General features: G+C 60.1%; 18 protein-coding genes and 2 pseudogenes. 14 read left to right on the plus strand and 6 right to left on the minus strand.

Annotated elements, in window-relative coordinates:
* Positions 1 to 617 precede the first annotated feature (617 nt).
* A complete protein-coding gene (locus tag EV130_RS00655; protein ID WP_132658940.1) occupies positions 618 to 1,577 on the minus strand; it encodes an aldo/keto reductase in 960 nt (319 codons plus the stop codon).
* A gap of 188 nt (positions 1,578 to 1,765) precedes the next feature.
* Between EV130_RS00655 and EV130_RS00660 the strand changes: the two genes are divergently transcribed.
* The 5 genes from EV130_RS00660 to EV130_RS33795 all read left to right on the plus strand — a co-directional run bounded on the left by EV130_RS00660 (position 1,766) and on the right by EV130_RS33795 (position 6,869).
* Entirely contained in the window at positions 1,766 to 2,647 is an 882-nt protein-coding gene (locus tag EV130_RS00660) for an AraC family transcriptional regulator (RefSeq protein ID WP_281029242.1), read from the plus strand.
* Between the two features lie 843 nt (positions 2,648 to 3,490).
* Positions 3,491 to 4,873 (plus strand): alpha/beta fold hydrolase, encoded by a 1,383-nt coding sequence (locus EV130_RS00670; RefSeq protein ID WP_207900840.1) that lies wholly within the window; start codon positions 3,491 to 3,493, stop codon positions 4,871 to 4,873.
* Positions 4,874 to 5,188: 315 nt separating this feature from the next.
* Entirely contained in the window at positions 5,189 to 5,815 is a 627-nt protein-coding gene (locus tag EV130_RS00675; RefSeq protein WP_074065434.1) for a class I SAM-dependent methyltransferase, read from the plus strand.
* A gap of 267 nt (positions 5,816 to 6,082) precedes the next feature.
* Positions 6,083 to 6,697 carry an SDR family oxidoreductase gene (locus EV130_RS00680; RefSeq protein WP_281031612.1) on the plus strand — a complete coding sequence of 205 codons (615 nt, stop codon included), beginning with the start codon at positions 6,083 to 6,085 and terminating at the stop codon, positions 6,695 to 6,697.
* Complete coding sequence (locus EV130_RS33795; protein WP_281031613.1) at positions 6,591 to 6,869, plus strand: SDR family oxidoreductase; 279 nt, start codon at positions 6,591 to 6,593, stop codon at positions 6,867 to 6,869. Before EV130_RS00680 ends, EV130_RS33795 begins: the two co-directional genes overlap by 107 nt.
* On the opposite strand, the pseudogene EV130_RS00685 reads toward EV130_RS33795, so the two are convergent.
* Positions 6,866 to 8,051: pseudogene (locus EV130_RS00685) on the minus strand (transposase); the annotation flags it as partial. The gene EV130_RS33795 and the pseudogene EV130_RS00685 overlap by 4 nt on opposite strands.
* A gap of 774 nt (positions 8,052 to 8,825) precedes the next feature.
* Between EV130_RS00685 and EV130_RS00690 the strand changes: the two are divergent.
* Genes EV130_RS00690 through EV130_RS00705 form a run of 4 tightly spaced genes read left to right on the plus strand, consistent with a single transcriptional unit; the run spans position 8,826 to position 13,410 of the window.
* Complete coding sequence (locus EV130_RS00690) at positions 8,826 to 9,323, plus strand: Csu type fimbrial protein (protein ID WP_132549791.1); 498 nt, start codon at positions 8,826 to 8,828, stop codon at positions 9,321 to 9,323.
* A 25-nt stretch (positions 9,324 to 9,348) separates the two neighbouring features.
* A complete protein-coding gene (locus tag EV130_RS00695; protein WP_074065755.1) occupies positions 9,349 to 10,068 on the plus strand; it encodes a fimbrial biogenesis chaperone in 720 nt (239 codons plus the stop codon).
* The gene (locus EV130_RS00700) at positions 10,040 to 12,454 is read left to right on the plus strand and encodes a fimbria/pilus outer membrane usher protein (RefSeq protein ID WP_132658942.1); all 2,415 of its coding nucleotides are present in this window, start codon (positions 10,040 to 10,042) and stop codon (positions 12,452 to 12,454) included. The genes EV130_RS00695 and EV130_RS00700 overlap by 29 nt, the downstream gene beginning before the upstream one ends.
* 14 nt (positions 12,455 to 12,468) lie before the next feature.
* Positions 12,469 to 13,410 (plus strand): Csu type fimbrial protein, encoded by a 942-nt coding sequence (locus tag EV130_RS00705; RefSeq protein WP_132658944.1) that lies wholly within the window; start codon positions 12,469 to 12,471, stop codon positions 13,408 to 13,410.
* A 102-nt stretch (positions 13,411 to 13,512) separates the two neighbouring features.
* On the opposite strand, the gene EV130_RS00710 is transcribed toward EV130_RS00705, so the two are convergent.
* Complete coding sequence (locus EV130_RS00710) at positions 13,513 to 14,124, minus strand: hypothetical protein (protein ID WP_132658946.1); 612 nt, start codon at positions 14,122 to 14,124, stop codon at positions 13,513 to 13,515.
* A gap of 953 nt (positions 14,125 to 15,077) precedes the next feature.
* Between EV130_RS00710 and EV130_RS00715 the strand changes: the two are divergent.
* Positions 15,078 to 16,990: pseudogene (locus EV130_RS00715) on the plus strand (diguanylate cyclase).
* Between the two features lie 595 nt (positions 16,991 to 17,585).
* Here the strand turns inward: EV130_RS00715 and EV130_RS00720 are convergent.
* From EV130_RS00720 to EV130_RS32425, 3 genes are all read right to left on the minus strand, one after another.
* The gene (locus EV130_RS00720) at positions 17,586 to 18,449 is read right to left on the minus strand and encodes a class I SAM-dependent methyltransferase (protein ID WP_132658948.1); all 864 of its coding nucleotides are present in this window, start codon (positions 18,447 to 18,449) and stop codon (positions 17,586 to 17,588) included.
* A gap of 34 nt (positions 18,450 to 18,483) precedes the next feature.
* Positions 18,484 to 19,131: a TetR/AcrR family transcriptional regulator gene (locus tag EV130_RS00725; RefSeq protein ID WP_074065441.1), complete on the minus strand. Its 648-nt coding sequence runs from the start codon at positions 19,129 to 19,131 to the stop codon at positions 18,484 to 18,486.
* 101 nt (positions 19,132 to 19,232) lie between these two features.
* Entirely contained in the window at positions 19,233 to 19,421 is a 189-nt protein-coding gene (locus EV130_RS32425; RefSeq protein ID WP_074065442.1) for a hypothetical protein, read from the minus strand.
* Between EV130_RS32425 and EV130_RS00735 the strand changes: the two genes are divergently transcribed.
* The 4 genes from EV130_RS00735 (at position 19,420) to EV130_RS00750 (ending at position 22,324) form a co-directional block, all read left to right on the plus strand.
* A complete protein-coding gene (locus EV130_RS00735) occupies positions 19,420 to 20,313 on the plus strand; it encodes an NAD(P)/FAD-dependent oxidoreductase (protein WP_074065443.1) in 894 nt (297 codons plus the stop codon). The two genes, EV130_RS32425 and EV130_RS00735, sit on opposite strands and share 2 nt — an antisense overlap.
* A 55-nt stretch (positions 20,314 to 20,368) precedes the next feature.
* Positions 20,369 to 20,749 carry an antibiotic biosynthesis monooxygenase family protein gene (locus EV130_RS00740; RefSeq protein ID WP_074065444.1) on the plus strand — a complete coding sequence of 127 codons (381 nt, stop codon included), beginning with the start codon at positions 20,369 to 20,371 and terminating at the stop codon, positions 20,747 to 20,749.
* 83 nt (positions 20,750 to 20,832) lie between these two features.
* Entirely contained in the window at positions 20,833 to 21,306 is a 474-nt protein-coding gene (locus tag EV130_RS00745) for a methyltransferase family protein (protein WP_132549781.1), read from the plus strand.
* A gap of 172 nt (positions 21,307 to 21,478) precedes the next feature.
* Positions 21,479 to 22,324, plus strand: coding sequence for an alpha/beta fold hydrolase (locus tag EV130_RS00750; RefSeq protein WP_132658950.1), 846 nt, complete (start codon positions 21,479 to 21,481; stop codon positions 22,322 to 22,324).
* Positions 22,325 to 22,428 lie beyond the last annotated feature (104 nt).

A 22,428-nucleotide genomic window follows, 5' to 3' on the forward strand; every position in this document is an offset into this window, starting at 1 on the left:
TATCATGCCAATTTGTCCGCTTACGGCGGACTCGCAGCATGACGCTGCCTCGGGCTGGGAGGTGGAATTGGGCCTGTTTTCAGATTTCGCGATCGCCCTGGTGCAAACTTAGACCCGATCCTGCGAATGACCGCAAGGGGCCGCAAGCGGAACGCCGGTTATTGGGCTTCGCAGGCGGGAAAGCAGCCGTTCCGCTGTTCCTGGGTCAGCGGTGTCGCGGCGGCTCTTGGCCCGTGGCATAGCGGCCGAGGCGCATAAGCACGGCGATGCGAGAGTGGGCACTTCGGGCTCGCAACAGCGCTATCGGTCATGACCGAAATTCATCCCAAATCCGCGGGCCTACGGCCCCCCTATCGTTGGGAGTTCTCCGAAAATAGCCGTGACCTCGCCATCGCGGTCGATCCGGCTATGACGATCCCAGGCGGCATCGGCAGCCACAGAAACTGCGGGCCGTAAACAACCACTTCCGGATGGTGCAGAGGGAATGGGACAGCCTGAGCCAATGAGTCTCAGGACCATGGATTTGCAGGCGGACCGGAGGCGATCACCCCGCAAAACGAGATGATCGCCTGCCGTATTGCTCGGAATGCGATCCGAGGCTCTAGGACAGCGAAGCTTTAAGCCCGCATCTCCTTTTCCCACCAGCCGCGGGTATTCACGTTAGCGGCATCGGCGAGAGCTTCGAGCTCTGCAACCTCGTCGCTGGAGAGCGTCATACTGGTCGCGCGGACGAGACCGTTGATGTAGTCGGGCCTGGTCATGCCGATAATCGGCGTCGTGCCCTTGGCGATGGCCCAAGCAGTTGCGACGTCGGGAGCTGCTGCGCCCTGCTTCTCGCCGATCGATGCGAGCTTATCCGTCAGTGTTTTCAGCTGAGGCAGCATTGCATTGTAAGTCTCCGCCCGGCGGCTGCCCTCCGGCAGCGGGTTCTCTGGACCGTACTTGCCGCTCAGCGCACCCTGTTCAAGCACCATGTAGGCGAAGAAAGGGATGCCATGGTTGCGGCAGTGGTCGAGGATGCCGGCATCCTCGGAGCTGCGATAAAGGAGGCTATAGTGGTTCTGAACGGCCTCGACCCGAAACCCGGCTTCGCCAAGGATCTGATTGGCCAACGCGATTTCGCTCAGATTGTGATTCGAGACGCCGACATGTTTGACCTTCCCGCTCTTCAGCAACGGGATCAGGTGCGGAGTCCACCGCGTGACATCGGCTGGATTGTGAATCCAGTAGAGGTCGATATAGCCCGTACCAAGGCGGGCCAGGCTCTGCTCCAGCATGTCCGCCGCCGGATTTTCGCTCGCCCCCGCAGCCTGCGGGGTGAACTTCGTGGAGAGCTGGTAGTCGCTGCGGGCGAAGCGCTTCAATACCTGCCCCAGAACAGTTTCGGAACGCCCCATGCCATACACCACGGCGGTGTCCCACAATGTGAAGCCGGCCGCAAGCGCCTTGTCCGCGACGTCTTCCAGGCTCGCTTTGGTCAGAGTGCTGCCGAAATAGCCGTCGCCAGTCTCGCCGCTGTCGCCCCAAGCCCAGGTGCCCAGGGCGACCGTTGGGATCTGCAGATTTTCGATTGTCATGTTTGCTCCATACTTGTTTTGCGGCCCGGCTATGACCCAGGCGCCGCCAACACTGTGATGCGCAGCGGCGCCGGACCGTTAGCCTGATGCACCGGGATTACTGTCCGATCCTCCAGAAGCCGCGCGGATTCGCCTTGCCGCCCTTCCACGCGCATGCGATGGTCCGGTTCATGCAAATATTGACCGAAATGGCTGCCGTGATTGCTCGGAACGTTTCGAAGGACGGCTTCCAAGCCACCCCCCTTGAACGCGTTTGGCTTGTTCGATCCTCCACGGTGACGATGCCAATGCCGAATGTCTACCGACCGCAGCTGTGCCTTGTCGTGCAGGGGCAAAAGCAGGTCACACTCGGTGACCGCGTTTTCAGATATCAACCAGGGCGCTATGGGATCGTGACCTACGACCTGCCGGCGACAGGTCAGGTGGTGGAGGCAACGCCTGACAAGCCCTATCTCTGTCTGTACCTCGATTTCGATCCGGTCATGCTGGGGGAGTTGACGTTGCGTGTGCCGCCGCCACCGGGAACGCCCTTCGCGCCTATAGGCAAGACCGTGTCTGACGCCGATGCCGGCCTGCTCGACGCGGCGATACGGTTGCTGCGCCTGCTCGACGATCCGGCAGCAATGCCCGTGCTCGGGCCGCTTGCCGAACAGGAAATTCTCTATCGCCTGCTCGCCGGCCCGGCCGGCGCCAGGATGCGCCACATCACCTCCAGCCAAGGTCGGGTAGCCCAAGTTGGCCGCGCCATCGCCTGGATTCAGCAGAACTTCCGGGAACGGTTCAGCATCGAGCGGCTTGCCGCGGAAGTGGGCATGAGTCCGTCGAGCCTGCACGAGCATTTTCGGTCTGTGACGGCGATGACGCCGCTACAGTTTCAGAAGCAACTCAGGCTGCAGGAGGCACGGAGCCTGATGCTGGTCCAGGACATCGATGCAACGACTGCGGCCATCTACGTGGGTTACGAAAGCCCAACGCAGTTCAGCCGCGAATACCGCCGCCATTTCGGAGAGCCGCCGGCGCGCGACATAGCCCGATTGCGCGCTTCACCCAATTTGGCAGTGGTCGCTTGAGTTCAGCTTATAACGTCGGCGCATCAACGTTCAGTCTTGAGGATCGCCCCTTGCCCGAAGAGGCCTCCAGAAAAGTCGGAGTTCCTCGGCCAGCGCCTCGGGTTGCTCGACTGCCGCGAAATGACCGCCCGCGGGCAAATAGGTCCAGCGTACAACGTTGAGCGCGCGCTCGACCAGGAACGTGGCGGCATGGGCAGCTCACGCGGAAGACGGCCACTGCCTCGAAGGTCAGCGGCTGAAGGCGCATTTCCTTGTACAGGCGCAATACGCCGCGATGTTTCCGGAGAACCAGTAAATCGAAATGTCGGCAAGTAAGATGTCGATGGGATCGCGCACTCCATCTCGCCGCCGCAATCGCTCCAGGCGCGAAATTTCTCGGCACGCCGTCGAGTATTCTATCACCGACCTAGGGCGCACGCTCCAAACTCCCTTTGGCGCAGTCTACGACTGGGCAATCTACCACCTCGACGATATCGAGGAGGCTCAGCGACGATACGATGTAAGGGGCGGGCTCTCAGCAGGCGATGCGGGGAGATGAGCGCCATCGAGATGCTACTTGACTGCCACTCCGATGCTTCGTTCTCGAAGGGCAAGCTAACGGTCCGCTGTGTACCCGTGTTGGCTGCTTCCGAATGACCGACAAGCAGGCGCTTTGCGGATCGGCCGGTACCGACACCTTTTAAGACCTTCCCTAAGCTGACCGGTAAGTTCCGACCCCGATGCGGCCGTTCAGCCGGTCGTCGCATTACGATGTGCATTTTCTCAAAGGCTTATTCCGATCGCCCACATGTGGTAGTGTGAAATTTGGCTGAAACTCTGGGGACGCGCTCTGTGGAACGCCGCTTGACCGCGATTCTGGCCGTCGACATGGCAGGCTATAGCCGCCTCATGGAGCAAAATGAGGAAGATATCCTTACGCGTCAGAAGGTGCACCGCACGGAGTTGTTCGATCCGCAGATCGCAAGTCGTGGAGGCCGCATCGTCAAGACCACGGGCGACGGGATGTTGGTCGAATTCGCTTCGGCACAGGATGCCGTCCGCTGCGCCATCAACATCCAGGTGGCTATGGCGAACCGCGAGGGAGCGTCACCGGAAGAACGCCGCATTCTCTACCGCCTCGGGATCAATCTCGGGGATGTCCTCTTCGAGGATGGAGATATCTTCGGCGATGGCGTCAACGTGGCTTCCCGCCTTGAGGGGCTGGCGAAGCCAGGCGGCATTTGCATCTCCGACATTGTACATCAAGCGGTCGCGGATAAGATGAAAGTGCCTTTTCGCGACATGGGCAACCAGCGGGTGAAGAATATCTCCCGCCCCATCCGGGTTTGGCAGTGGACACTCGACGCTTCGCTTCCTAGCCCGGAGCTTCCCAAAGCTGCGCAGCAACAACAGGTACAGTTCGCCACTGCCCCAGACGGAGTGCAGATCGCGTGGGCCAGTATTGGCCAAGGGATGCCGGTGCTGAAGGCACCGAATTGGCTGAACCATCTGGAGTATGAATGGCGCAGTCCAATCTGGCACCCATGGCTGGTCAGGTTGGCGAGCATGTGCCGGCTGGTACGATTCGACCAGCGAGGAAATGGCCTATCGGACTGGGGCGTCGAAGCTGTATCCGAGGGGGCAATGACTGGCGACATGTCGACCGTCGCAGCCGCTGCTGGACTGAGCCGGTTCGCGCTTCTCGGCATTTCGCAAGGATGCTCATTCAGTGTCCGCTACGCCGTGGAGAATCCCGAGCAGGTGACCTGCCTCGTCCTCTTGGGCGGATTTCTTCGGGGTCGGCTCAAGCGGACGCAACCGGACCAAAAGCACCTTTATAAAGTTGGGACGATGATGATCCGCGACGGCTGGGGCTCGACCAATCCAGTCTTCAGGCACTTTTTTACAACAACCTTCATGCCCGACGCTCAGCCCGAGATGGCTGCGAATTTCGACGAACTTCAGCGCATTGCTACGAGTCCGGAAGCGGCGATGCGGATCTGGAAAATGAACAGCACGGTCGATGTGACGGAGATGGCGAAGCAGGTCAATGTTCCGACGTTGGTCCTGCATTGCATCGGCGATCGCGTCGCGCCGATAGAGGAAGGGCGTCTCATGGCTACGCTTATTCCTAACGCGACCTTCGTTGAGCTTCCTGGAAACAATCATGTGCTCATGGAGGACACGGCTGCCTTCGAACAGTTCTTTGACGAGTACTCTAGGTTCCTGACAGCGCACAACCAGTGAAATATGGCCCCTATGGGCGCGCAAAGCGGCTCTTCAGCGGTTTCGCTTTGAACTTCTGCTGTCCACCCCAGTCGTAGCACCGACCAAAGCAGAAGGGCTGCTTTCGGTATTCGCAAGGCCGCGCGAACGACAGAAATGCAGGCGCTTTGTCGCCCGGCAGCATTGGCAATCGGTCGGTGGTGTCTCTGACCGCATTTCTGCTAAAGCTGGGAAGCAAATCGCCCGCGATGCACCAACTGCCGAAGTGTGAAGGGCGCAACGGGCTGATGGGCCTCTCGCTCACCAGGCCTCTTGTCTTGAAGGAGGAGCGCTAGGATGAGCACCGACCTGGATACCGTGCGGTCCTATGATACGGTCGCTGCGGAGTACGCTGCCGAGGCCGCGGCGATGCCCGAATGGGTCGCGACAGAGATCGATGCGTTCGTGACCGAGCTGGGCGGCTCGGGCAGGGTGCTGGAGATCGGAAGCGGTGGCGGGCGAGATGCACTTGAGCTTGAGAAGCGGGGAATTAGCGTCCGGCGCACCGACATTTCAAAGGGTTTCGTCGAACTGCTTCGCGAAAGTGGGTTCGAGGCCGACCTATTGGACCCGCTGACCGAAGACTTGGCCGACCCGCAGCGTCCCGGCACGCCGTACGACGGGGTCTGGGCCTGTGCCTGCCTGATTCATGTCGTGCGCGAGGATTTCGGCACGGTGCTTGGACGGCTTGCCGAGGCGACACGGGCCGGTGGCCGATTGCACGCCTCCGTAAGAGAGGGCGAAGGCGAGGATGTGTCCACACACGGCAGTGCTGCAGCGCCTCGGCGCTACGTCGAGACGTACTGGCGCGAGTCTGCCCTGCGGTCCGCACTCACAGACGCCGGCTGGATCGTCAGCGAGGTACGTCGGTGCGTCGGAAAGCCCCATGATCGGTGGCTGAGCGTTCGGGCGAGTCGGGCGTGACGCACACAGAACTTGCGGAAATGGCCGGTTGTGGCACGACTATGAACTCTAGGTGGTCACCGCAATGCCGACTTCCGGGCGAAGGCAAAGACCTCCTCTGTGGCCAACATGCAGGCGCGAAGCAGCCGTGGCTCCGACGATCGCCGCGGAGCGCACCGCTCAATTAGATCTCTGAATAATTAATTTTTCCCCCAAGCTTGTCGGACGGGAAGACTGTTAATCGTCTTAGAAGGCCAGCCTATGTGAACGGCGCAGAGGGAGAAGTGCATGTTGCTTAAAGACCGAAATGCAGTTGTTTATGGTGCGAGCGGCGCAGTTGGAGCGGCCGTGGCAAGAGCGTTTGCCCGAGAAGGCGCTCGCGTCTTCCTGGCGGCACGTCAACGAGATCGTCTCGATGTCGTTGCTGACGACATTCGCTTGCAGGGTGGAATGGCAGAGCCGCTGCCCGTCGACGCGACCGACAAGCATGCCATTGAGGCGCAACTCGCGCTGATTTCCGGGAAGGCGGGCCCGGTAAAGATAATGTTCAATGCGATCGATTGGGGTGACACGCAGGGCGAACCACTCGGGACCATGTCACTCGAGAAGGTACTTCGACCTGTCCAAACTGGTCTCACGACATGGTTCTACACCGGAACTGTGGTTGCGGACCATATGGTACGCCACGGAGGTGGTTCGATCGTGGGTATCAGTGCGAACGCGGGACGCCAAGCGTTCCCGAATGTGGGCGGATTTGGCATTGCTTGTGCTGCCGTTGAGCATTTTTTTGCGACAGTTGGCAGTAGAAAATGGGCCCTTTGGGGTAAGGGTCAACTGGGTTCGTTCACCGGGCTCTCCAGATTCTCCCGGCGTTCACGAGGTTTGGTCTTTGGCAGCGCGTGACCGTGGCATGACGCTCGATGAAATTCATAAAGAGTTCGCCAAGGACACCCCCTTGCGGCGCGTGACGCCGCTCGCGCAAATAGCTGACGCGGCAGTACTCTTGGCCAGCGACTTGGCAGCGGGCATGACAGCCACCATGGCAAATGCGACAGGAGGCGCGCAGATCGATTAAGTTGGCTGTTGGACGCTGCCGGCGGCTGACGCGGCGATGATGCCGAGCGACGGCCTTGGCGGTCTGAGTTTTGCCAATCTCCTCAGGTTTTGGGCGGTTGCCGCAAGCAGGAATTCGTCACTCGTACCGCATGAACCTCGCAGCCTCAAACGCGCCATTCGGAGAATACGTTTGAGATGAGCAAAGAGCATTTCCACCTTCTTGCGGCGATGCCGGGAACGCTCGTAGTCGGGTATGGTGGCAATTGCTCTCGCCACATTGCGGGCATCTTTGTTCAGGTCGCGCGGCACCTTCCGAGCGGGTGTATTTGGGCAGCACCGTTGCCGCAGCTCACAGGCATCACAGTCGCCCTTTCGGAGCGCGATAAAGCCGCGTGCCTTCGCTCGTGATCCCTGATCTGGGCGTTGCATAGGTTCGGTGGAACTGCTTCAGCTCCTTACCTGCCGGGCAAATGTAGCGATCATTCTCAGCCTCCCAAGTGAAGTCCGAACGCGAGAAGGCCCCGTCGGTCCGGTTCGACTTGTCGAAGACAGGAATGCGCGGCGCGATCTTCTTGTCACCAGCCAGGCAAGATTGTCAGCAGAACCGTAAGCGCTGTCGGCGGCGAGATAGTCTGGCTTTAAGCCGAAGCGGTTCTCGGTCCTGTCGATCATCGTGCGGGATGCTCCGACCTCCGCCTGGCGGATGGCAAGCGTCGCCTCCACATCAAGAATGACGCCGTGATCAGTATCGATCAGATAGTTGGTGGCGTAGGCGAAGAAGGCATGTCCTTTGTGGGCACCAGTCCATTGAGCTGCCGGATCGGGCCGTGAGATGAACTTCGGTGTCACCGGCGACGCCGCACCAAAGGCCGCGTCATCGAAGGACCGCCAGTTCCTGCACCGAGCGACCCGCATCGTCTTTGACTTCCCATTCCGCGCCGGGCACTGAGCGCTGCTTGTTGGCGTCCGCCGCGATCAAGCTGACATCAACGGCAAATCCTTCCGCGCCCACAAGCCCTTGAGCAAGGCAGCGCTCCACCACCGTCTCGAACATGTGCCGCAGGATGCCGCTTTGCCGGAACCGGCCATGACGGTTCTTCGAGAAGCTGGAATGATCCGGTACCTTTCCGTCCAGGCCAAGGCGGCAAAACCATCGGTATGCGAGATTGAGATGGACCTCCTCGCAAAGTCGCCGTTCGGTACTGTCCCACCTCGAATCCCGCGTCGGTGAGCGCGTGCTGGAAAACCAGCTGCACTGATGCCTCATCAACCACGAGCAATAATGTGACCGGCGTCATCTGGCATCGCCACCGGAAAACAAAAGGCTGGTTCGGCAACGCGTAATGGGCGAAACGGGTCCGCTAACGGTCGTGTTGGCGCAGTCGCAGCACGGCGATGCGTCTGCGATTCGATCAGACTGCGCTTCCATTTTCCGCATTGGACCAGAACGAAGTGTCGTCAGCGCCCGTGAAACCTAAGTTCTATCTCGCACTCGCAGTGTTGTCTGGCACGAAACAATACCAGGGTGGTCGCAAGCCAACGTCCAAAAGATTGCGAAAGACACCCTGGCGCCACGATTGAAGAGATCGGGATTTCAAAGCATGCGCGGCTTGAGCAACTATTAAATAATACTATTCCCGTCGGCCATGGCCTTGCACATCTCGAAAGTCATGCTCGATCTTTAAACAAAATGCGCTCCATGCGGACAAAATCGAACAATGCACGATTTTTCAGTAACCTGCCTACCGCCCAGGAGATAGTCGGATTCTCAAGTAACCATTCGGTTCTCTGCAGCCTTGTACTGGCGTTATATTTCTAACATCAGATCATATATTTATGCTCGCATTGGTAGAATTGCCCCGATATCGCCTCCATTCGATCATAATGTCTCCTTATTTGCCACAACCGCCCTTATATGCTTGATTTCGTAGCGTTTGGAGCAATTTCGTTGCGTACTTGAAGAAAGGAAACACGGATGCTGAAAGCGTTTCGCGGCGCCGCGCTGGCCGGCCTCGCATTATTAATACCCCTGGGACCCGCCATAGCTGCAACCGCAACTGGCAATATGACCGTCCGAATTACAATCCAGTCCGAGTGCAAGATCCAAACGGTGAGCGATCTCGACTTCGGCACTGCGGGCGTGATCGACGCCAACATCGACCAGACCAGCTCGATCGGCGTTCAATGCACGTCGGGGCAAACGTACAATGTGGGTTTGAGCGCCGGATCGGGCGCCGATGCAACGACAGCCGTTCGCAAGATGACAGGACCGGGCGCAGCGACCATCAATTATTCCCTCTACCGCGATGCGGCGCGGACCCAAGTCTGGGGCGTTACAGTCGGTACGGATACCGTTACGGGAACGGGCAACGGCGACGTGCAGAACGTCACCGTCTATGGCCGGGTTCCGCCACAAGTCACACCGGAATCGGGGGTCTATACCGACACGGTAGCAATCACCGTCACCTACTAGAACTCGTCAGCTCTGGAGGCCCGCCATGCTACGGATGCTTTCATGCATTGCCGTGACTGCGCTCTTGATTTTGAATGTGCCTGTTGCAAACGCCGCCTCGTTGAGGGTGGCTCCCACGAATCTCGATCTCGTCGCGCCCGACAGCGCGGCCGTGCTCAACCTGACCAACGATGGCGATCATCCGATCAATGTCCAGGTCCGCGTCTTCAAATGGAGCCAGACTGACGGCGCCGAGCAGCTCGAACCGACCACGGACGTGGTTGCCAGTCCGCCAGCGACCAAAATGGGTCCAAACGCCGAATATGTAGTTCGGGTGGTGCGCACGAGCAAAGCGCCTGTCCGCAAGGAAGAGACCTATCGCGTCATCGTCGACGAGCTGCCGGATCCCTCCCGGGCGAAAGCCGGGACCGTCACGCTGATCATGCGTCACTCGGTTCCTGTCTTTTTCCGGAACCCCGAAGCCAAGGCTCCCGATGTCTCGTGGAATCTCAGCCGACGCGGCGGCAGCCTGTTCCTGACCGGCAAGAACAGCGGCGACAGTCGCTTCCGTCTTTCGAACGTAACCCTCAAGCAGGGGGCCACGAAGGTCGGCGGACGCAACGGCCTGGTCGGCTACGTTCTTGGCGGTGCAACGATGCAGTGGCCGGTCGGCAGCGCAAAGTCCCTCTCCAGCGGCAGCGTGACGTTGCAGGGCCAGAGCGATCTGGGACCGTTCGATGCCAACGTCGCAGTTAAGAAGCGCTAGCGTCGGGATCGTCGTTGCGGGCACCATTCTTTCTGTCTCGGCGCTGAACGCGCAAGAAGTTCCAAACGAGCCGGCGGCGACCGAGATCGGTGAAACGCCTGCCGGCGCGCGCGATGTCCTGCTTGAGGTGTTCATCAACGACGCGTCGATGAAGATGATCGGCAGTTTCAAGCAGCAGCCGGACGGGTCGCTCGCTGCGACCGCCGACGAACTCCGCCAAGTGGGGATCAAGCCGTCGGCGGACGCTTCCGACGACGCATTGGTCGACCTGAACGATCTGGCTGATCTGTCGTACAGGGTGGACGAGGAAGCCCAGCGGCTTTACGTGACAACGACGAATGAGGGCCGCGCGCCGCGGATGATCGACGTCAAGCAAAAGCAAAAGAACGAAGTCCCGGAAGCACAGTCCAGCTACGGCGGCGTGCTCAACTACTCGCTGTTTGCCAGCTCCAACACGCTGTTCGATGACCATGTGAATGTATTTCAAGGCGTATCGGGATCGTTCGACGCACGGTTCTTCAGCCCCTATGGAACGCTGAGCCAGTCGTTCCTCGCTGGCTACTCCAATGGCGAGCTGGACGGCATAACCCGACTCAATACGACCTGGAGCTATTCGGATCCGAAGAGCCTGATGACGTATCGGATGGGCGACTTCACGACCGGAGGGCTCTCATGGACCCGGCCGGTTTATTTCGGCGGCATTCAGGCGCAGCGAAACTTTTCCCTCCGTTCCGACCTGGTGACCGAGCCGCTTCCGGCATTCGAGGGAACGGCTGCGGTTCCCTCGACGCTCGAGATCTACAGCCAGAACGTCCGGACCTATTCCGGCGACGTCCCGGCCGGACCGTTTCAGGTTACCAACCTCCCCGCTTTTGCGGGCTCCGGCGAAGCCCGCGTTGTTCTGCGCGACAGCCTCGGCCGCGAAACGACCCAGACGCTGCCATTCTACTCATCGAACTTGCTGCTGCGCGAGGGCTTGATCGACTTTTCGGTGGAGGCCGGCGTTCCGCGCCGCAACTTCGGAATTGAATCGGACGACTACGACGATCGCATCATGGGGGTTGCAACGGCGCGCTACGGGCTCACCGATTGGCTGACGCTGGAGAGCCATTTCGAGGGCGGCGAGGATCTCCTCAACGGTGGCATCGGCGCCGCCTTTCCACTAGGCCCCTGGGGTGTGGCGTCGGTCGCCGCTGCCGGAAGCACGAGCGACCGCGGCTCGGGCGCGCTTTTTAACGCATCACTGGAAGTGAGCAACGGCGACTGGTCGATCTATGCTCGCATGCAGCGCGCCTTTGACAATTACGACGATATCGCCTCGGTCACCGCGGAGCCGGCGTCTACCAATTCGGGGGATCTGCCGATGTTCAGTGCAGGCGTTCCCCGCGCCCTCGATCAGGTGACGTTAAGCGTTCCGGCACCGCTCGACCTCTCGAGCCTCAACTTTTCCTATACCCGCCTGGAAAACGCCGATGGGGAAAAGAGCCAGATTGCCGGCCTCTCCTACAGCCAGACCTTCAAACGCGCGACATTCTACGCCTCGGCCTTCACCGATCTCGAGGACCGCGACAGCTTCGGGATCTTTGCCGGAGTTTCGATCCCGCTCGGAGACAATGTCTCCGCCAACACAGGTGTCGAAAGCGGGCCTGACGGGTTCAATGTCGTTGCCGACATTTCCAAGTCGGAGCAGCAGGAAAACGGCAGCATCGGGTGGCGGGCGCGCACATCCGAAGGAAAAGTCTCCAACCGGGAAGCCGCGATCAGTTACCGCACGCCCTTTGGGAGATTTGAAGGCGGCGTACAGCAGTACGACAGCGATTTCCGTGCCACCGCTCAGATGGACGGCGCCGTCGCTATCGCCGGCGGCGACGTCTTTGCCACCAATCGGATCGACGACGCTTTCGCTGTCGTCGATGTCGGAACGCCGGAGGTCGAGGTCCAGCAGCAAAACAGGCCCGTCGGCAAGACCAACCGCAGCGGTCGGATCCTCGTGCCGAATCTCAATTCGTATGAGCCAAACACCGTATCGATCGATCCGAAAAATCTGCCCGTCGATGCCGACGTGCCGGCAACCAAGGAAGTTGTCGTTCCCGCAGATCGCAGCGGCGTCGTCGTCAAGTTCGGCGTATCCGACGCACCGCAAGCCGCACTCGTCACGATCAAGGACCAGAACGGAACGCTCCTTCAAGCGGGTCTCAGCGGCAATCTGCAAGGTTCAAGCGACGAGTTTGTCATCGGTTATGACGGTCAAGCCTACATCCGCGGCCTCGGCGCCCGGAACGCGATCGACGTCACTCTCGATGACGGCAGCAAATGTCATGCCGAGTTTTCCTATAAGCCTCAGCCAGGAAAACAGGTGGTGATCAACGATGTCAAATGCCTATAGCCAAGGAACGGTAGATGCTACGCACGATCGGTCTCATGCTTTTCTTACTGTTGCCTTCTTTGTCCTTTGCGCAAAGTTGCAGCTTCAGCACCTCCAACATGAACTTCAGTGCGGTCGACACCTTGTCCGGCAATCAGGTCAATTCGACCGCGACGATCAGCGTCAATTGTACCGGAACGCCGCTGCAACGCATCCTGCTCTGTCCCAACCTCGCCGCCGGCAGCGGCGGCGCATCCTCGGCGACTGCCCGGCAGATGCTGAATGGAGGCAACTCCCTGAATTATCAGCTTTATGCGGATTCAGCCCGGAGTGTGATCTGGGGATCCTATAGCTGGGCCTACGCCGCCCGCTCACCCGCGTATGCGCTGACGCTGAGCGCCCTGGGAGCAGCCTCTGGCACGATTACCGTCTATGGCGCGGTGCTGGGCAGCCAGCCAGCGGCTGCAACTGGAACGTACCTCTCGAGCTTTTCCGGAACCCACGCCCCCTTTCGATATCGCTACACCACCAACAGCAACTGCAATGCAGCCTCGGGAACTTCGGCCACGACGTCGTTCAGCGTCAACGCAAGCGTTGCTGCCAATTGTCTCGTCTCCGTGCAGAACATCGACTTCGGCACCAGGGGCGTCCTGAACGCCAATGTCGACTCCACCGGTTCGGTGACGGCGACCTGCACGCCTGGAACGACCTATACAATCTCGTTGAACGGCGGCGCCACGAACTCAGCGCCGACGGCGCGCAAGATGTCGAGAGGATCAGAAACCGTCACTTATGGTCTTTACAAGGACGTGGATCGCTCGCAGCCGTGGGGGGATGCGACCACACCAGGCAGCACCGTCCCGGGAACCGGAAAAGGGGCGGATCAAGTCTTGACCGTCTATGGCCGCGTGCCCCCGCAGGACACGCCGAACCCCGGCACCTACACCGATACCGTGGTTGTCACGCTCACCTATTGATGTGAAAGGCGCAGCTTGCCGCATCCGACAAGCGGCGGAATTCCCGGGCAGTCAGGAACACCGGAGGGTTGGTATCCCGATCTTGAACCGTCGCGCAATCGGCTAACGCATCGCAACGACCATTTTGCAGAGCTTGACAAGGCTCGCGTCGAACCCACCCGAACGCAAGACGTCCTTGCAGCGCAATTTTGCCTTGGCTTTGTCGATCGCAGACATTTCGTTCAAGGCCATGAAAGTGCTGCGAGGAATGCTGCCGGCCGCCCTCACGCCACTGGAGCCCACGGCGTCCTCCGAAGGCGGCCCGATAGTGGATTCGACAAGAGCATCTTCCGCAACGCCAAGTGTTGCCGAGGCGGTTGCCAGGCGCGATCCGCCGAGGCTCGCATCGACATCAGCATTGACACCATTCGATCCGCCGATGCTGGCAGCAGTGCTGACGTCGAGGGCGGAGTTCCGGCCGCTCAGGGATGTGCTGCTGTTGATCCCGCCGGAGCCTCCAAGCGATGCGTCCGCGCCGACGCCGCCGCTCGAGCTGCGGCTGACACTGGCGTTAACTCCTTTGGCGCCGCCGACAGAGGCGTTCACACCACCCCTGCTGCCGCTGACGCTGACGCCATTCTTGCCGCCGATGTCCAACGCGTTTGCGTCGAGCGGCGCGATCAGAGCCGTGCAGCCGATGGCCAGGACGGCGATGGTCGACGTATAGTAGCTCATTTCAACCTCCAAAGTTGATCTCGTGCCGAACCCGATGTCCGGCAGCGAAACAATTGGAAGCGCGCGTCTCCTGTTGATGAAAGGCAATATCCAGAGTGGCTACGGCCTCTCGCCATAGTCACAAGATAGAGTGAACTCGAAAATCGCAAAGTAATTTCATTGGCTAACGGCATGTAGTTGCGGAAAATGCTAAAGCTTTGTGAACAACAAATGTAAGTTTAGAACTTTCAGGATCGGGAAAACATCTTAGAACACCATCGCAAAGTGCCGGTATTCGCACAACGTTGCCAGATTATGCTGGTCACTGTTCGGCGTCGGGTGGAGATCGGTGATTCCACAATCCGAAGACGCCTTGAATCGATAGGATAATTCGGAATAGGAGTGAAACCAATCCCCGCCACTCTCCGTTCCGGCTGAATGGCCTGGGACTCAAACAGACGCGGCCTGACCGCCAAGAGAACGCCGCCGCCAATTACAAGCGCTGCCTGGATTCTCGCGGCCCGTCGATTTCTCAGGTGTCTTACATATCGCCCCAAAAGGCTTGGAACGGCCCATCGGGCTTCTTTTCTTACCGACCGGCCCCGCGAGACCTTACGATTTCGCGCCCTTGGCAACACCAGTAAATACGCGCCCCCAGGAAAGGGGATGAAGGCTCTTCCAAGGATAACGCGGCGGCCCGTCAATCCACTGGAGGAGAAACGACGGCGCGATCGGACGATTGGTTTCTTGGTGGCGGCTGAATTGTCGGCAATGCTCTGGGCCGGCCTGTTTCTCATGCTCGGACATCTTTAACCATCCTCGGCCGCGCCAACGGCTGAGGATGTTTTCGCCTTCAGCGACTTGCCTACCCACGGGTATCGGGTGTTTGCGCCACACCTCTGAAGCAGCGGTTAATTCATCGCAAACCAGTCTGGTGATACAAACTTGAATTCAGCCAGGTTTTAGGAAGAAAGATGACGTCAGGCAGTTGGGAGCAGTTCGCCGGCAATCTTGCGTTTGTGACGCTTGCCGTGGCCATGTGGGCGCATTTTTCGGTCTGGTATCAGAAATCGCTGATCGGGCTTGGAAAACCTCTTTGGGGGATGATCGCTGGCGCGACGTCCGTCGGCTCCATGATGCTCGCGATCCAGTTTGAGTCAGGCATCTACATCGATTTGCGTTTCGCTCCCCTGGCACTAGCGGGGCTCTTTGGCGGGGCGATATCGGCCGCGATTGCGGCGATTCCGGCAATCGTGTTCCGTGGCGTCGTCGGTGGTGCCGGTGCCTTCGATGGTGTCGTTGCCATACTTGTCGTCACCGCCATAGGCGTGGCAACTCATTTCTCCTTTCGACGGAGAACGCCTGACTTCCACAAACTCGCGGCTCTGACCACTGGGCTTGCGTTCGGATTGTCCCTCATCTTGGTGACCCTGCCCAGCCTCACCAAATCGGGGGCGGCGTCGGCGTTTGGCGTCCCGCTTGTCCTCATGAACTGCGTGGCCACGATCGTCTGCGGTCTCATCATGCTGAAGACCGCAAGAGTAAAGCTGGAACGGCGGGTGCTGGAAACCGCCTTCTCGCAATCGCCCGACTATCTCTACGTGAAGGACCGGGACAGCCGGTTCATTGCCGTCAACAACAACATGGCGCAACTTTTTCACTATTCCTCGCCGGCAGAAATGTTCGGTCTTACTGATTTCAGTTTGCGTACTGCTCCGGATGCGGAAGACTTGTACCATCGAGAGCAGGAGATCATTCGTACCGGCGCGCCGCTTGTCGACTTCCTCGAACGTATGGGAGACCGTCACCTCCTGGCTTCCAAAGTTCCGCTGCGGGACAGCGAAGGGCAGATTATCGGCCTTGCGGGCGTGACACGGGACATTACCGAACGCGTCGATCTCGAGCGTGAACTCCGCGAAAAACGGAACCTGCTGACGCTTGCGATGAATGGCATGTCCGAAGGCTTCGCGATGTACGACAAGAAGGGCTTCCTTATCTTTTGCAATGAGCAGTATCGGGATGCCTTCCCGTTGTCGCGTGACGCGCGGGTGGTCGGTGCGCACATCACTAAAATACTTGAGCGCGTGATCGAAACTGGCGAACGAGCCGGCTTGCCCGAGGATCTGCCTGAAAATTGGATTGAGACCACGGCCGCAAATTTGCATGTAAACAAGGACGAGGAGGTCCAACTCAAGAACGGTGAATGGCGTGCCTCAAGACACGCCTTGCGCATGACGGCACAGCGATGGTGGTGGTGTCGGACATTACCGTGATGAAGCAGGCTGAAGCGGCGCTCCAGCTTTCGGCACAGCAACTGAGATCGCTGGCCGACACGGACGGGTTAACGAGCCTGGCGAATCGTAGGGCCTTTGACACCGCCTTCGCGCGCGAGGTGGAGAAGTGTCGCGATACCCAGGTCCCCTTGAGCGTTCTGATGATCGATGTCGACAGGTTCAAACTGTACAACGATACCTACGGTCATCTTGCCGGCGACGAATGCCTGCGTGCAGTAGGAAACTGTCTGGGCAAATCGGTGAAACGGTCGACCGATATTGTCGCCCGTTACGGTGGTGAGGAGTTCGTAGTCTTGCTTCCGAACACTGATGAAAGTGGGGCCGTGGTCGTCGCGGAAGACTTCAGGCGTCTGCTCAGCGATGAAAACCTTCCCCATGCAACCAGCGAATTCGGCAAGGTGACGGCCAGCATCGGGATTTCGTCGGCCAGAGGAGACGCCTTGCATTCCCACGCGCAGAGGCTCTTGGCAGCAGCGGATGCGGCTTTGTACCAGGCGAAAGGACATGGCCGCAATCAGATTAAGCTACAACCTTTTGCTGAACAGGTCACGGCTGCAAAGGTCGGTAATGGCCGTCCCGCGATCACGCGATGAGTCATGTTACGAAAGCGATGAATGGGTCCGACTTTTGAGGACATATGGTGATCAGCATGACCTTCGATCCGCAATGGTTTGAGATCGGTGCTGTCAGTCCGGACTTGGAGGTACCTAGACACACGCTACCCACAACGGTCTCATTCTGGCTGCTAAAATTTTGCCAACATGCCCACGCTATCGCCGATAGCCAGCTCGTCCGCACAGTGACGTCATCCATGCTAGTAGATTGACTATCTGCCATGACTGCCCCGTTTGCTCGTATCCCTCCCATGGCTTGAAAAGTATGGTCCCACGCATGCCCCTCACTCGCCTCAATCTGCCGCCGGGTCAGTTGTGAGACATTAGGTCAGGTAGCGTAGACTAAACAGCTGTTCATCCTTTCTTGCCATTCTGTTCCCTTTATTACGCCTTTTGGCTTAACCTACTGATTGCCGAGTTCGTGAACACTCGCCGGCGGGGAACGACAGGCGTTCCGGATCCTCCTCGACTTCGCGCTGGGCAAGCTCGATAGCGAAACAGGTCATCCTATTCTAGAGCAGGCCGACGCCAGACGCTTCCGGGTCATTTAGGCGTCTACCGCTGTTAATCCGTGTCAGCTTGCCGGGTTGCGCGCCGTGACGATCCACGCCGCGCCGTCGATCATCACCGACCGCTCACCGGGGCAGCCCGCGAAGGCGGCACGGACCGCAGCCGAGGCGCGGGCGCGGATATCGTCGGGCTGATCAGCGAGAGAGCGCGCCAGAGGGCCGACCTCGAGTGTCATCTTCACCGCGTCGTCGAGCGCTGCATCCCGCGTGTCCCCCTTGCCGAACGGGATAGAGGCATCGAATGGCGCGATTGCGACATCGGTGAAGCCAGCCGCCGTTAGAATACGCGCCACCCGCCCCTGGTCGCCAAACGAGAACGGGCCGGGCGCTTCGGAATCGGGCGGCGTCATCGGCGGGAGGATGCCCTTGATCGCGCCCATCGGCAAGCGCACCCAATCGTTCTCGGCCATGCCGCGCCAGCAGACGAAAGCGACCCGCGCGCCCGGCTTGAGCGCACGGCGCATATGCGCGAACGCCGCCGTAGGATCGTCAAAGAACATCACTCCGAAGCGCGAGAACAGGATGTCGAACGCGCCCTCGGGCAATTCGATGCTGCTGGCGTCGGCCACCTGGAACAGGGCCGGCGTATCCTGCGGCGCTAGCGCGCGCGCTCTGCCGATCAGCGGTTCGGATATGTCCACGCCTAGCACATGGCCCCCCGCGCCGACGCGGGCGGCCAGATCCAGACTAGACGCCCCCGCGCCGCAGCCGACGTCCAGCACGCGTTCGCCCGGGGCGGGCGCGGCGGCTTCGATCGCGGCCTGGCCGAACACCGCCATCATGGCATCGAGCCGGGCCTGGTAGGCGACCCAGCGCTCCCCGCTTTGGCCTTTCCAGTCGGCTACCTGATAAACATCTTTCTCTGCCATGCCATATCCTTGTTCTGATCCGTTCTTAACCAGGCTATCCGCCCGCGTGGTCGTTGCCACCGTGCGCGGCGATGAACATGGCGACGGCCGACCGGCAATAGGATTCGATTTCGTTGTCGTCCTCTGCTCTCGCCTCATCGAAGCGTGCGATAATCAGGAGATCGCATCCTTTGAAAAGCGCAGCAAACAAGCGGGCGGACTGGAGGGGATCTGGCACGTTCAGAACCGCCTTCGCGTGCAACTGACGCAACAGGGCCTCGATTTGGGCGATGATATGGGCGGGGCCGGCTTCATAATGGAGCTTGCTTAACGACGTTTGATTGGTCTTGTCGGCCATGACCATGGCCTCGACACCGCTGACGTCTGGGCGCAACAGCGTGCGAAGCAGGGATGATCCCACCGCCATGAGCTGATCTTCGACCGAACCGTCGACGCCTTCAAAAAGGGCCTGCGGTAAAAACTGATGGCAGCGGGCCGTAAAGGCCGCCCCGAATAGCGCCTCCTTGTTCTCGAAGTGCTTGTAGATGCTGAGCTTGGATATCTTCGCTCGCTGGGCGACCTTGTCCAATGTCGTCGCGTGGAAACCCAGTTCCGCAAAGAGTTCGCTCGCGGCGTCGACTATGGTTTGGCCAAGCGCCTCGTTGGCGGGCCGGCCGCGCCGGCTCTGGCTATTTTTGCTCACGACAATTATAGTCCTTGACAGTATCCTAATTCTTGAATTACGATACCATGTAGTGTCCGAAATGTGCAAGCCAACGGATGGATTTCGACCTGTCCTCCAAATCAAGGTTCCCCGGGCCGCCCGGCGATATCGAATGCGGCATTGTCCGGCCGGTCAACACAGTCATGGGCGACATTCTCGTCGATGCCGAAGCCCTGCTCGCTGACCGTCTCGAGCGCGTATCGATGGACGATATTCCACGCCAGGCCCAGCCCAACCCCCTCCATCCACAACACGGAGCTTATCACCATGGATGACGTCATCATCATCGGCGGCAGCTTTGCCGGTCTCGCCGGCGCCCTGCAGCTCGGCCGTGCCCGCCGCAAGGTCACCGTTCTCGATACCGGCCTGCCGCGCAATCGCTTCGCCGGCCACTCGCATGGTCTGCTCGGCCACGATCACAAGCCGCCGCTGGAAATCCTGGCCGAGGCGCGGCAGCAGCTGGCGCGCTATCCCACGATCAGGCTGGTCAATGCCCGGGCCGACAGCATCTCCGGCACCATCGACGATTTCTCCGTCCTCACTGGCGATGGTGAAAGCCTTGGGGCGCGACGCCTGATCCTGAGCTATGGCGTCGCCGACCAGATGCCTGATGTTCCGGGCTTTGCCGAAAGCTGGGGCACATCCATCGTGCCCTGCCCCTATTGCGATGGCTTTGAGGTCGCCGGCCAGCATTGGGGCCTCGTCTGGTTCCGCCCGCAGTCGCACATTCAGGTCAAGCTGTATCAGCATTGGACCGACAGGTTGACGGTCTTCGCCGATGGTCACGACATTGCACCCGATATCCGGGCCGATCTGGCCCGCCGCAACATACCTGTCGTTGATGGCCGGATCACCGGGATCGCCCGTCACGGGCACCACAATGCCACCGTCAAGCTCGATACCGGCCCCGATGTCGCAGTCGACATTCTGTTCGCGCATCCGCCCACCAAGCCGTCCGCAAGCCTGCATGAATCACTAGGCCTCGCCACGGTCGATACGCCTCTCGGCATCGTCCTCAAGGTCGACGAGCGCCGCGAAACCAACATACCTGGCATCTATGCCGCCGGCGATCTTGCCACCCCCGGAATGCCCTCGGTCACTACGGCATCATGGCAGGGCGCGACGGCGGGTATCTCGGCTCAGCAGTCGATGCTGGCTTGAGAGCAGGCAGCATCGGCCACCCAGTTTCAATTTCACAATAGACAGGAGCGCCACCATGGCCGCTATAAAACCATTCAAACCTCTAGACGAGAAATTTCCGTTTGACCGCCAACTCGGTATCGCGGCCGCGCCTCTCGTGCTCATTAACCTCTTCATGGTCGTCGATCCCACCGACGAAGCGGGCTTCCTGGACGCTTTCAAGGCGGCTGCCGAGATCATAACGAAGCAACCGGGCTTCATTTCCATGCAACTACATCGAGCGATCGGCGATAGCCCGACTTACCTGAACTATGTGGTGTGGGAATCCACCGAGGCGGTCCGCGCCGCCTTCACTGATCACGAGTTCCTCGCGAAACTTCCAGCATATCCTTCATCCGTCGTGGCCAGTCCCCACCTGTTCCAGAAGGTCGCCGTCCCCGGATTCTGCACGGCCTGACCCCGGAAATATGGCAATGCGAATGGCGGGCATATTCGCCCAGCAGTCGATGCTGGTTTAAGAGCACAGATTGGAGGATGAGAATGGCCGTCGAACCAGACAGCGCGGGTGTGCGCTTCCCTCCGCCCTTCGTCTATCTGGGAGCGCTGCTGTTGGGGCTGGCGGCGGAGCGGTTCGTCACCCTGCGCTCTTTCGGCATCGATTGGCGGTTGCTGGTCGCGACGGGCGCGCTGCTGTTCGTTGCCGGCGCGGCGATGATGCTTGCGGCGGCAGGGCTGTTCCGGCGACTGGGCACCAACGTTCCGCCGTCGCGGCCAACGACCCTCATCGCAACGACCGGTCCTTATCGGTGGACTCGCAATCCCATGTATCTCGGTATGACGCTTATCTATGCTGGCCTTGCGATCGGCTTCGACGGGCCGATCGCCTTCGCCTTGCTCCCGTTGGTGCTGATCGCGATCCAGACGCAGGTGATCGCCCGCGAGGAGCGCTATCTCGATGCGAAGTTCGGCGACGACTACCGCCGCTACAAGGCCAGGGTTCGCCGCTGGCTCTGACTATTCCGCCGCGGCCCTCCGGCGAAGCCTTCCGATATACCAGCGCGCGCTTCTGGCCGGCTAACCCCGCAGTTCGCCCGGCCCCTGAGGAGACACACGTGACCAAAACCAGAGACACCGAAGCCAGCGTCAGCATTTCCCGTCCGACCGTTCTTGGAAAAGGCTGACACACATGGAGTTCGAACACGTCACCTTCGACCTGCCACACGGCACGTTTCACGCGTTGCAGGGTGGTGATCCCGATGGCCAACCGACGCTCGTCCTGCACGGCTTCCCGGACCATCCGCCGACCGCGAGGCCCTTCCTTGCCGAGCTCGGCCGCCGCGGACGTAACGTCGTCGCACCCTGGCTTCGCGGTTACGCGCCGTCCCCGACCGCAGGGCCGTTCGACATGGCAGCCCTCACCAGCGACGTGCTCGCGCTGATCGACCGCTGGTCTCCCGGGCGAGCCGTGGAGTTGGTTGGCCACGACTGGGGCGGCGCGATCACATACGATGCCTGCGTCACCGCGCCGGAGCGGATCGAACGCGCGGTCACGCTCGCATTCCCCCACCCGCTCACGTTCATAAGCCGGCTGACGCACCCCGCTCAAATGCGCAAGAGCTGGTACATGGGGCTCTTTCAAATGCCGGGAAGCGGCTGGATCGCCACCGCCCGCGATCTCGCCTTCATCAACCGCCTCTGGCGTCAGTGGTCGCCCGGCTTCTCGCTCGATCCTGCTCTCAAGGCGGAGCTACACGAGCGCCTGCGGGCGAGCATGCCCGCGCCTCTAAAGTACTACCGGGCGATGCTGCGACCCGGCATGCTTGGGGCGACGCGCCGCATGTCTCGGCCGATCACGGTGCCCATGTTGCAGCTTCACGGTGCCAACGACGGCTGCATCCTCCCCCAACAGGTCGATGACCGACATCGGTTCGCCGCCCGGCGCGCGTTGGAGGTCGTCCCCCACGTCGGTCACTTCTTGCACCTCGAGGCCCCGGAGGCGATTGCGGAACGGATTGCGGCATGGGCCAAGTGACGGCCTTTCCGCCTAACGAAAATCCTTGAACGAAGCTCCTCGACGACGGGAAGTGACCGGGCTGATGCACGGCGGCACTAAAGGAACGTCTATGCCTCTGAAGA

It is taken from the genome of Rhizobium azibense, assembly GCF_004342325.1.
Taxonomy (GTDB): domain Bacteria; phylum Pseudomonadota; class Alphaproteobacteria; order Rhizobiales; family Rhizobiaceae; genus Rhizobium; species Rhizobium etli_B.

Bases quoted from the DNA above. Each gene is read 5' to 3' on its own strand.
- EV130_RS00660 (WP_281029242.1), top strand. From the start codon at position 1,766: ATGGCTGCCGTGATTGCTCGGAACGTTTCGAAGGACGGCTTCCAAGCC.
- EV130_RS00700 (WP_132658942.1), top strand. From the start codon at position 10,040: ATGCCAACGTCGCAGTTAAGAAGCGCTAGCGTCGGGATCGTCGTTGCG.
- EV130_RS00735 (WP_074065443.1), top strand. From the start codon at position 19,420: ATGGATGACGTCATCATCATCGGCGGCAGCTTTGCCGGTCTCGCCGGC.
- EV130_RS00655 (WP_132658940.1), bottom strand. From the start codon at position 1,577: ATGACAATCGAAAATCTGCAGATCCCAACGGTCGCCCTGGGCACCTGG.
- EV130_RS00710 (WP_132658946.1), bottom strand. From the start codon at position 14,124: ATGAGCTACTATACGTCGACCATCGCCGTCCTGGCCATCGGCTGCACG.
- EV130_RS00740 (WP_074065444.1), top strand. From the start codon at position 20,369: ATGGCCGCTATAAAACCATTCAAACCTCTAGACGAGAAATTTCCGTTT.
- EV130_RS00680 (WP_281031612.1), top strand. From the start codon at position 6,083: ATGTTGCTTAAAGACCGAAATGCAGTTGTTTATGGTGCGAGCGGCGCA.
- EV130_RS00690 (WP_132549791.1), top strand. From the start codon at position 8,826: ATGCTGAAAGCGTTTCGCGGCGCCGCGCTGGCCGGCCTCGCATTATTA.
- EV130_RS00675 (WP_074065434.1), top strand. From the start codon at position 5,189: ATGAGCACCGACCTGGATACCGTGCGGTCCTATGATACGGTCGCTGCG.
- EV130_RS00705 (WP_132658944.1), top strand. From the start codon at position 12,469: ATGCTACGCACGATCGGTCTCATGCTTTTCTTACTGTTGCCTTCTTTG.
- EV130_RS32425 (WP_074065442.1), bottom strand. From the start codon at position 19,421: ATGGTGATAAGCTCCGTGTTGTGGATGGAGGGGGTTGGGCTGGGCCTG.
- EV130_RS00695 (WP_074065755.1), top strand. From the start codon at position 9,349: ATGCTACGGATGCTTTCATGCATTGCCGTGACTGCGCTCTTGATTTTG.
- EV130_RS00745 (WP_132549781.1), top strand. From the start codon at position 20,833: ATGGCCGTCGAACCAGACAGCGCGGGTGTGCGCTTCCCTCCGCCCTTC.
- EV130_RS00720 (WP_132658948.1), bottom strand. From the start codon at position 18,449: ATGGCAGAGAAAGATGTTTATCAGGTAGCCGACTGGAAAGGCCAAAGC.
- EV130_RS00750 (WP_132658950.1), top strand. From the start codon at position 21,479: ATGGAGTTCGAACACGTCACCTTCGACCTGCCACACGGCACGTTTCAC.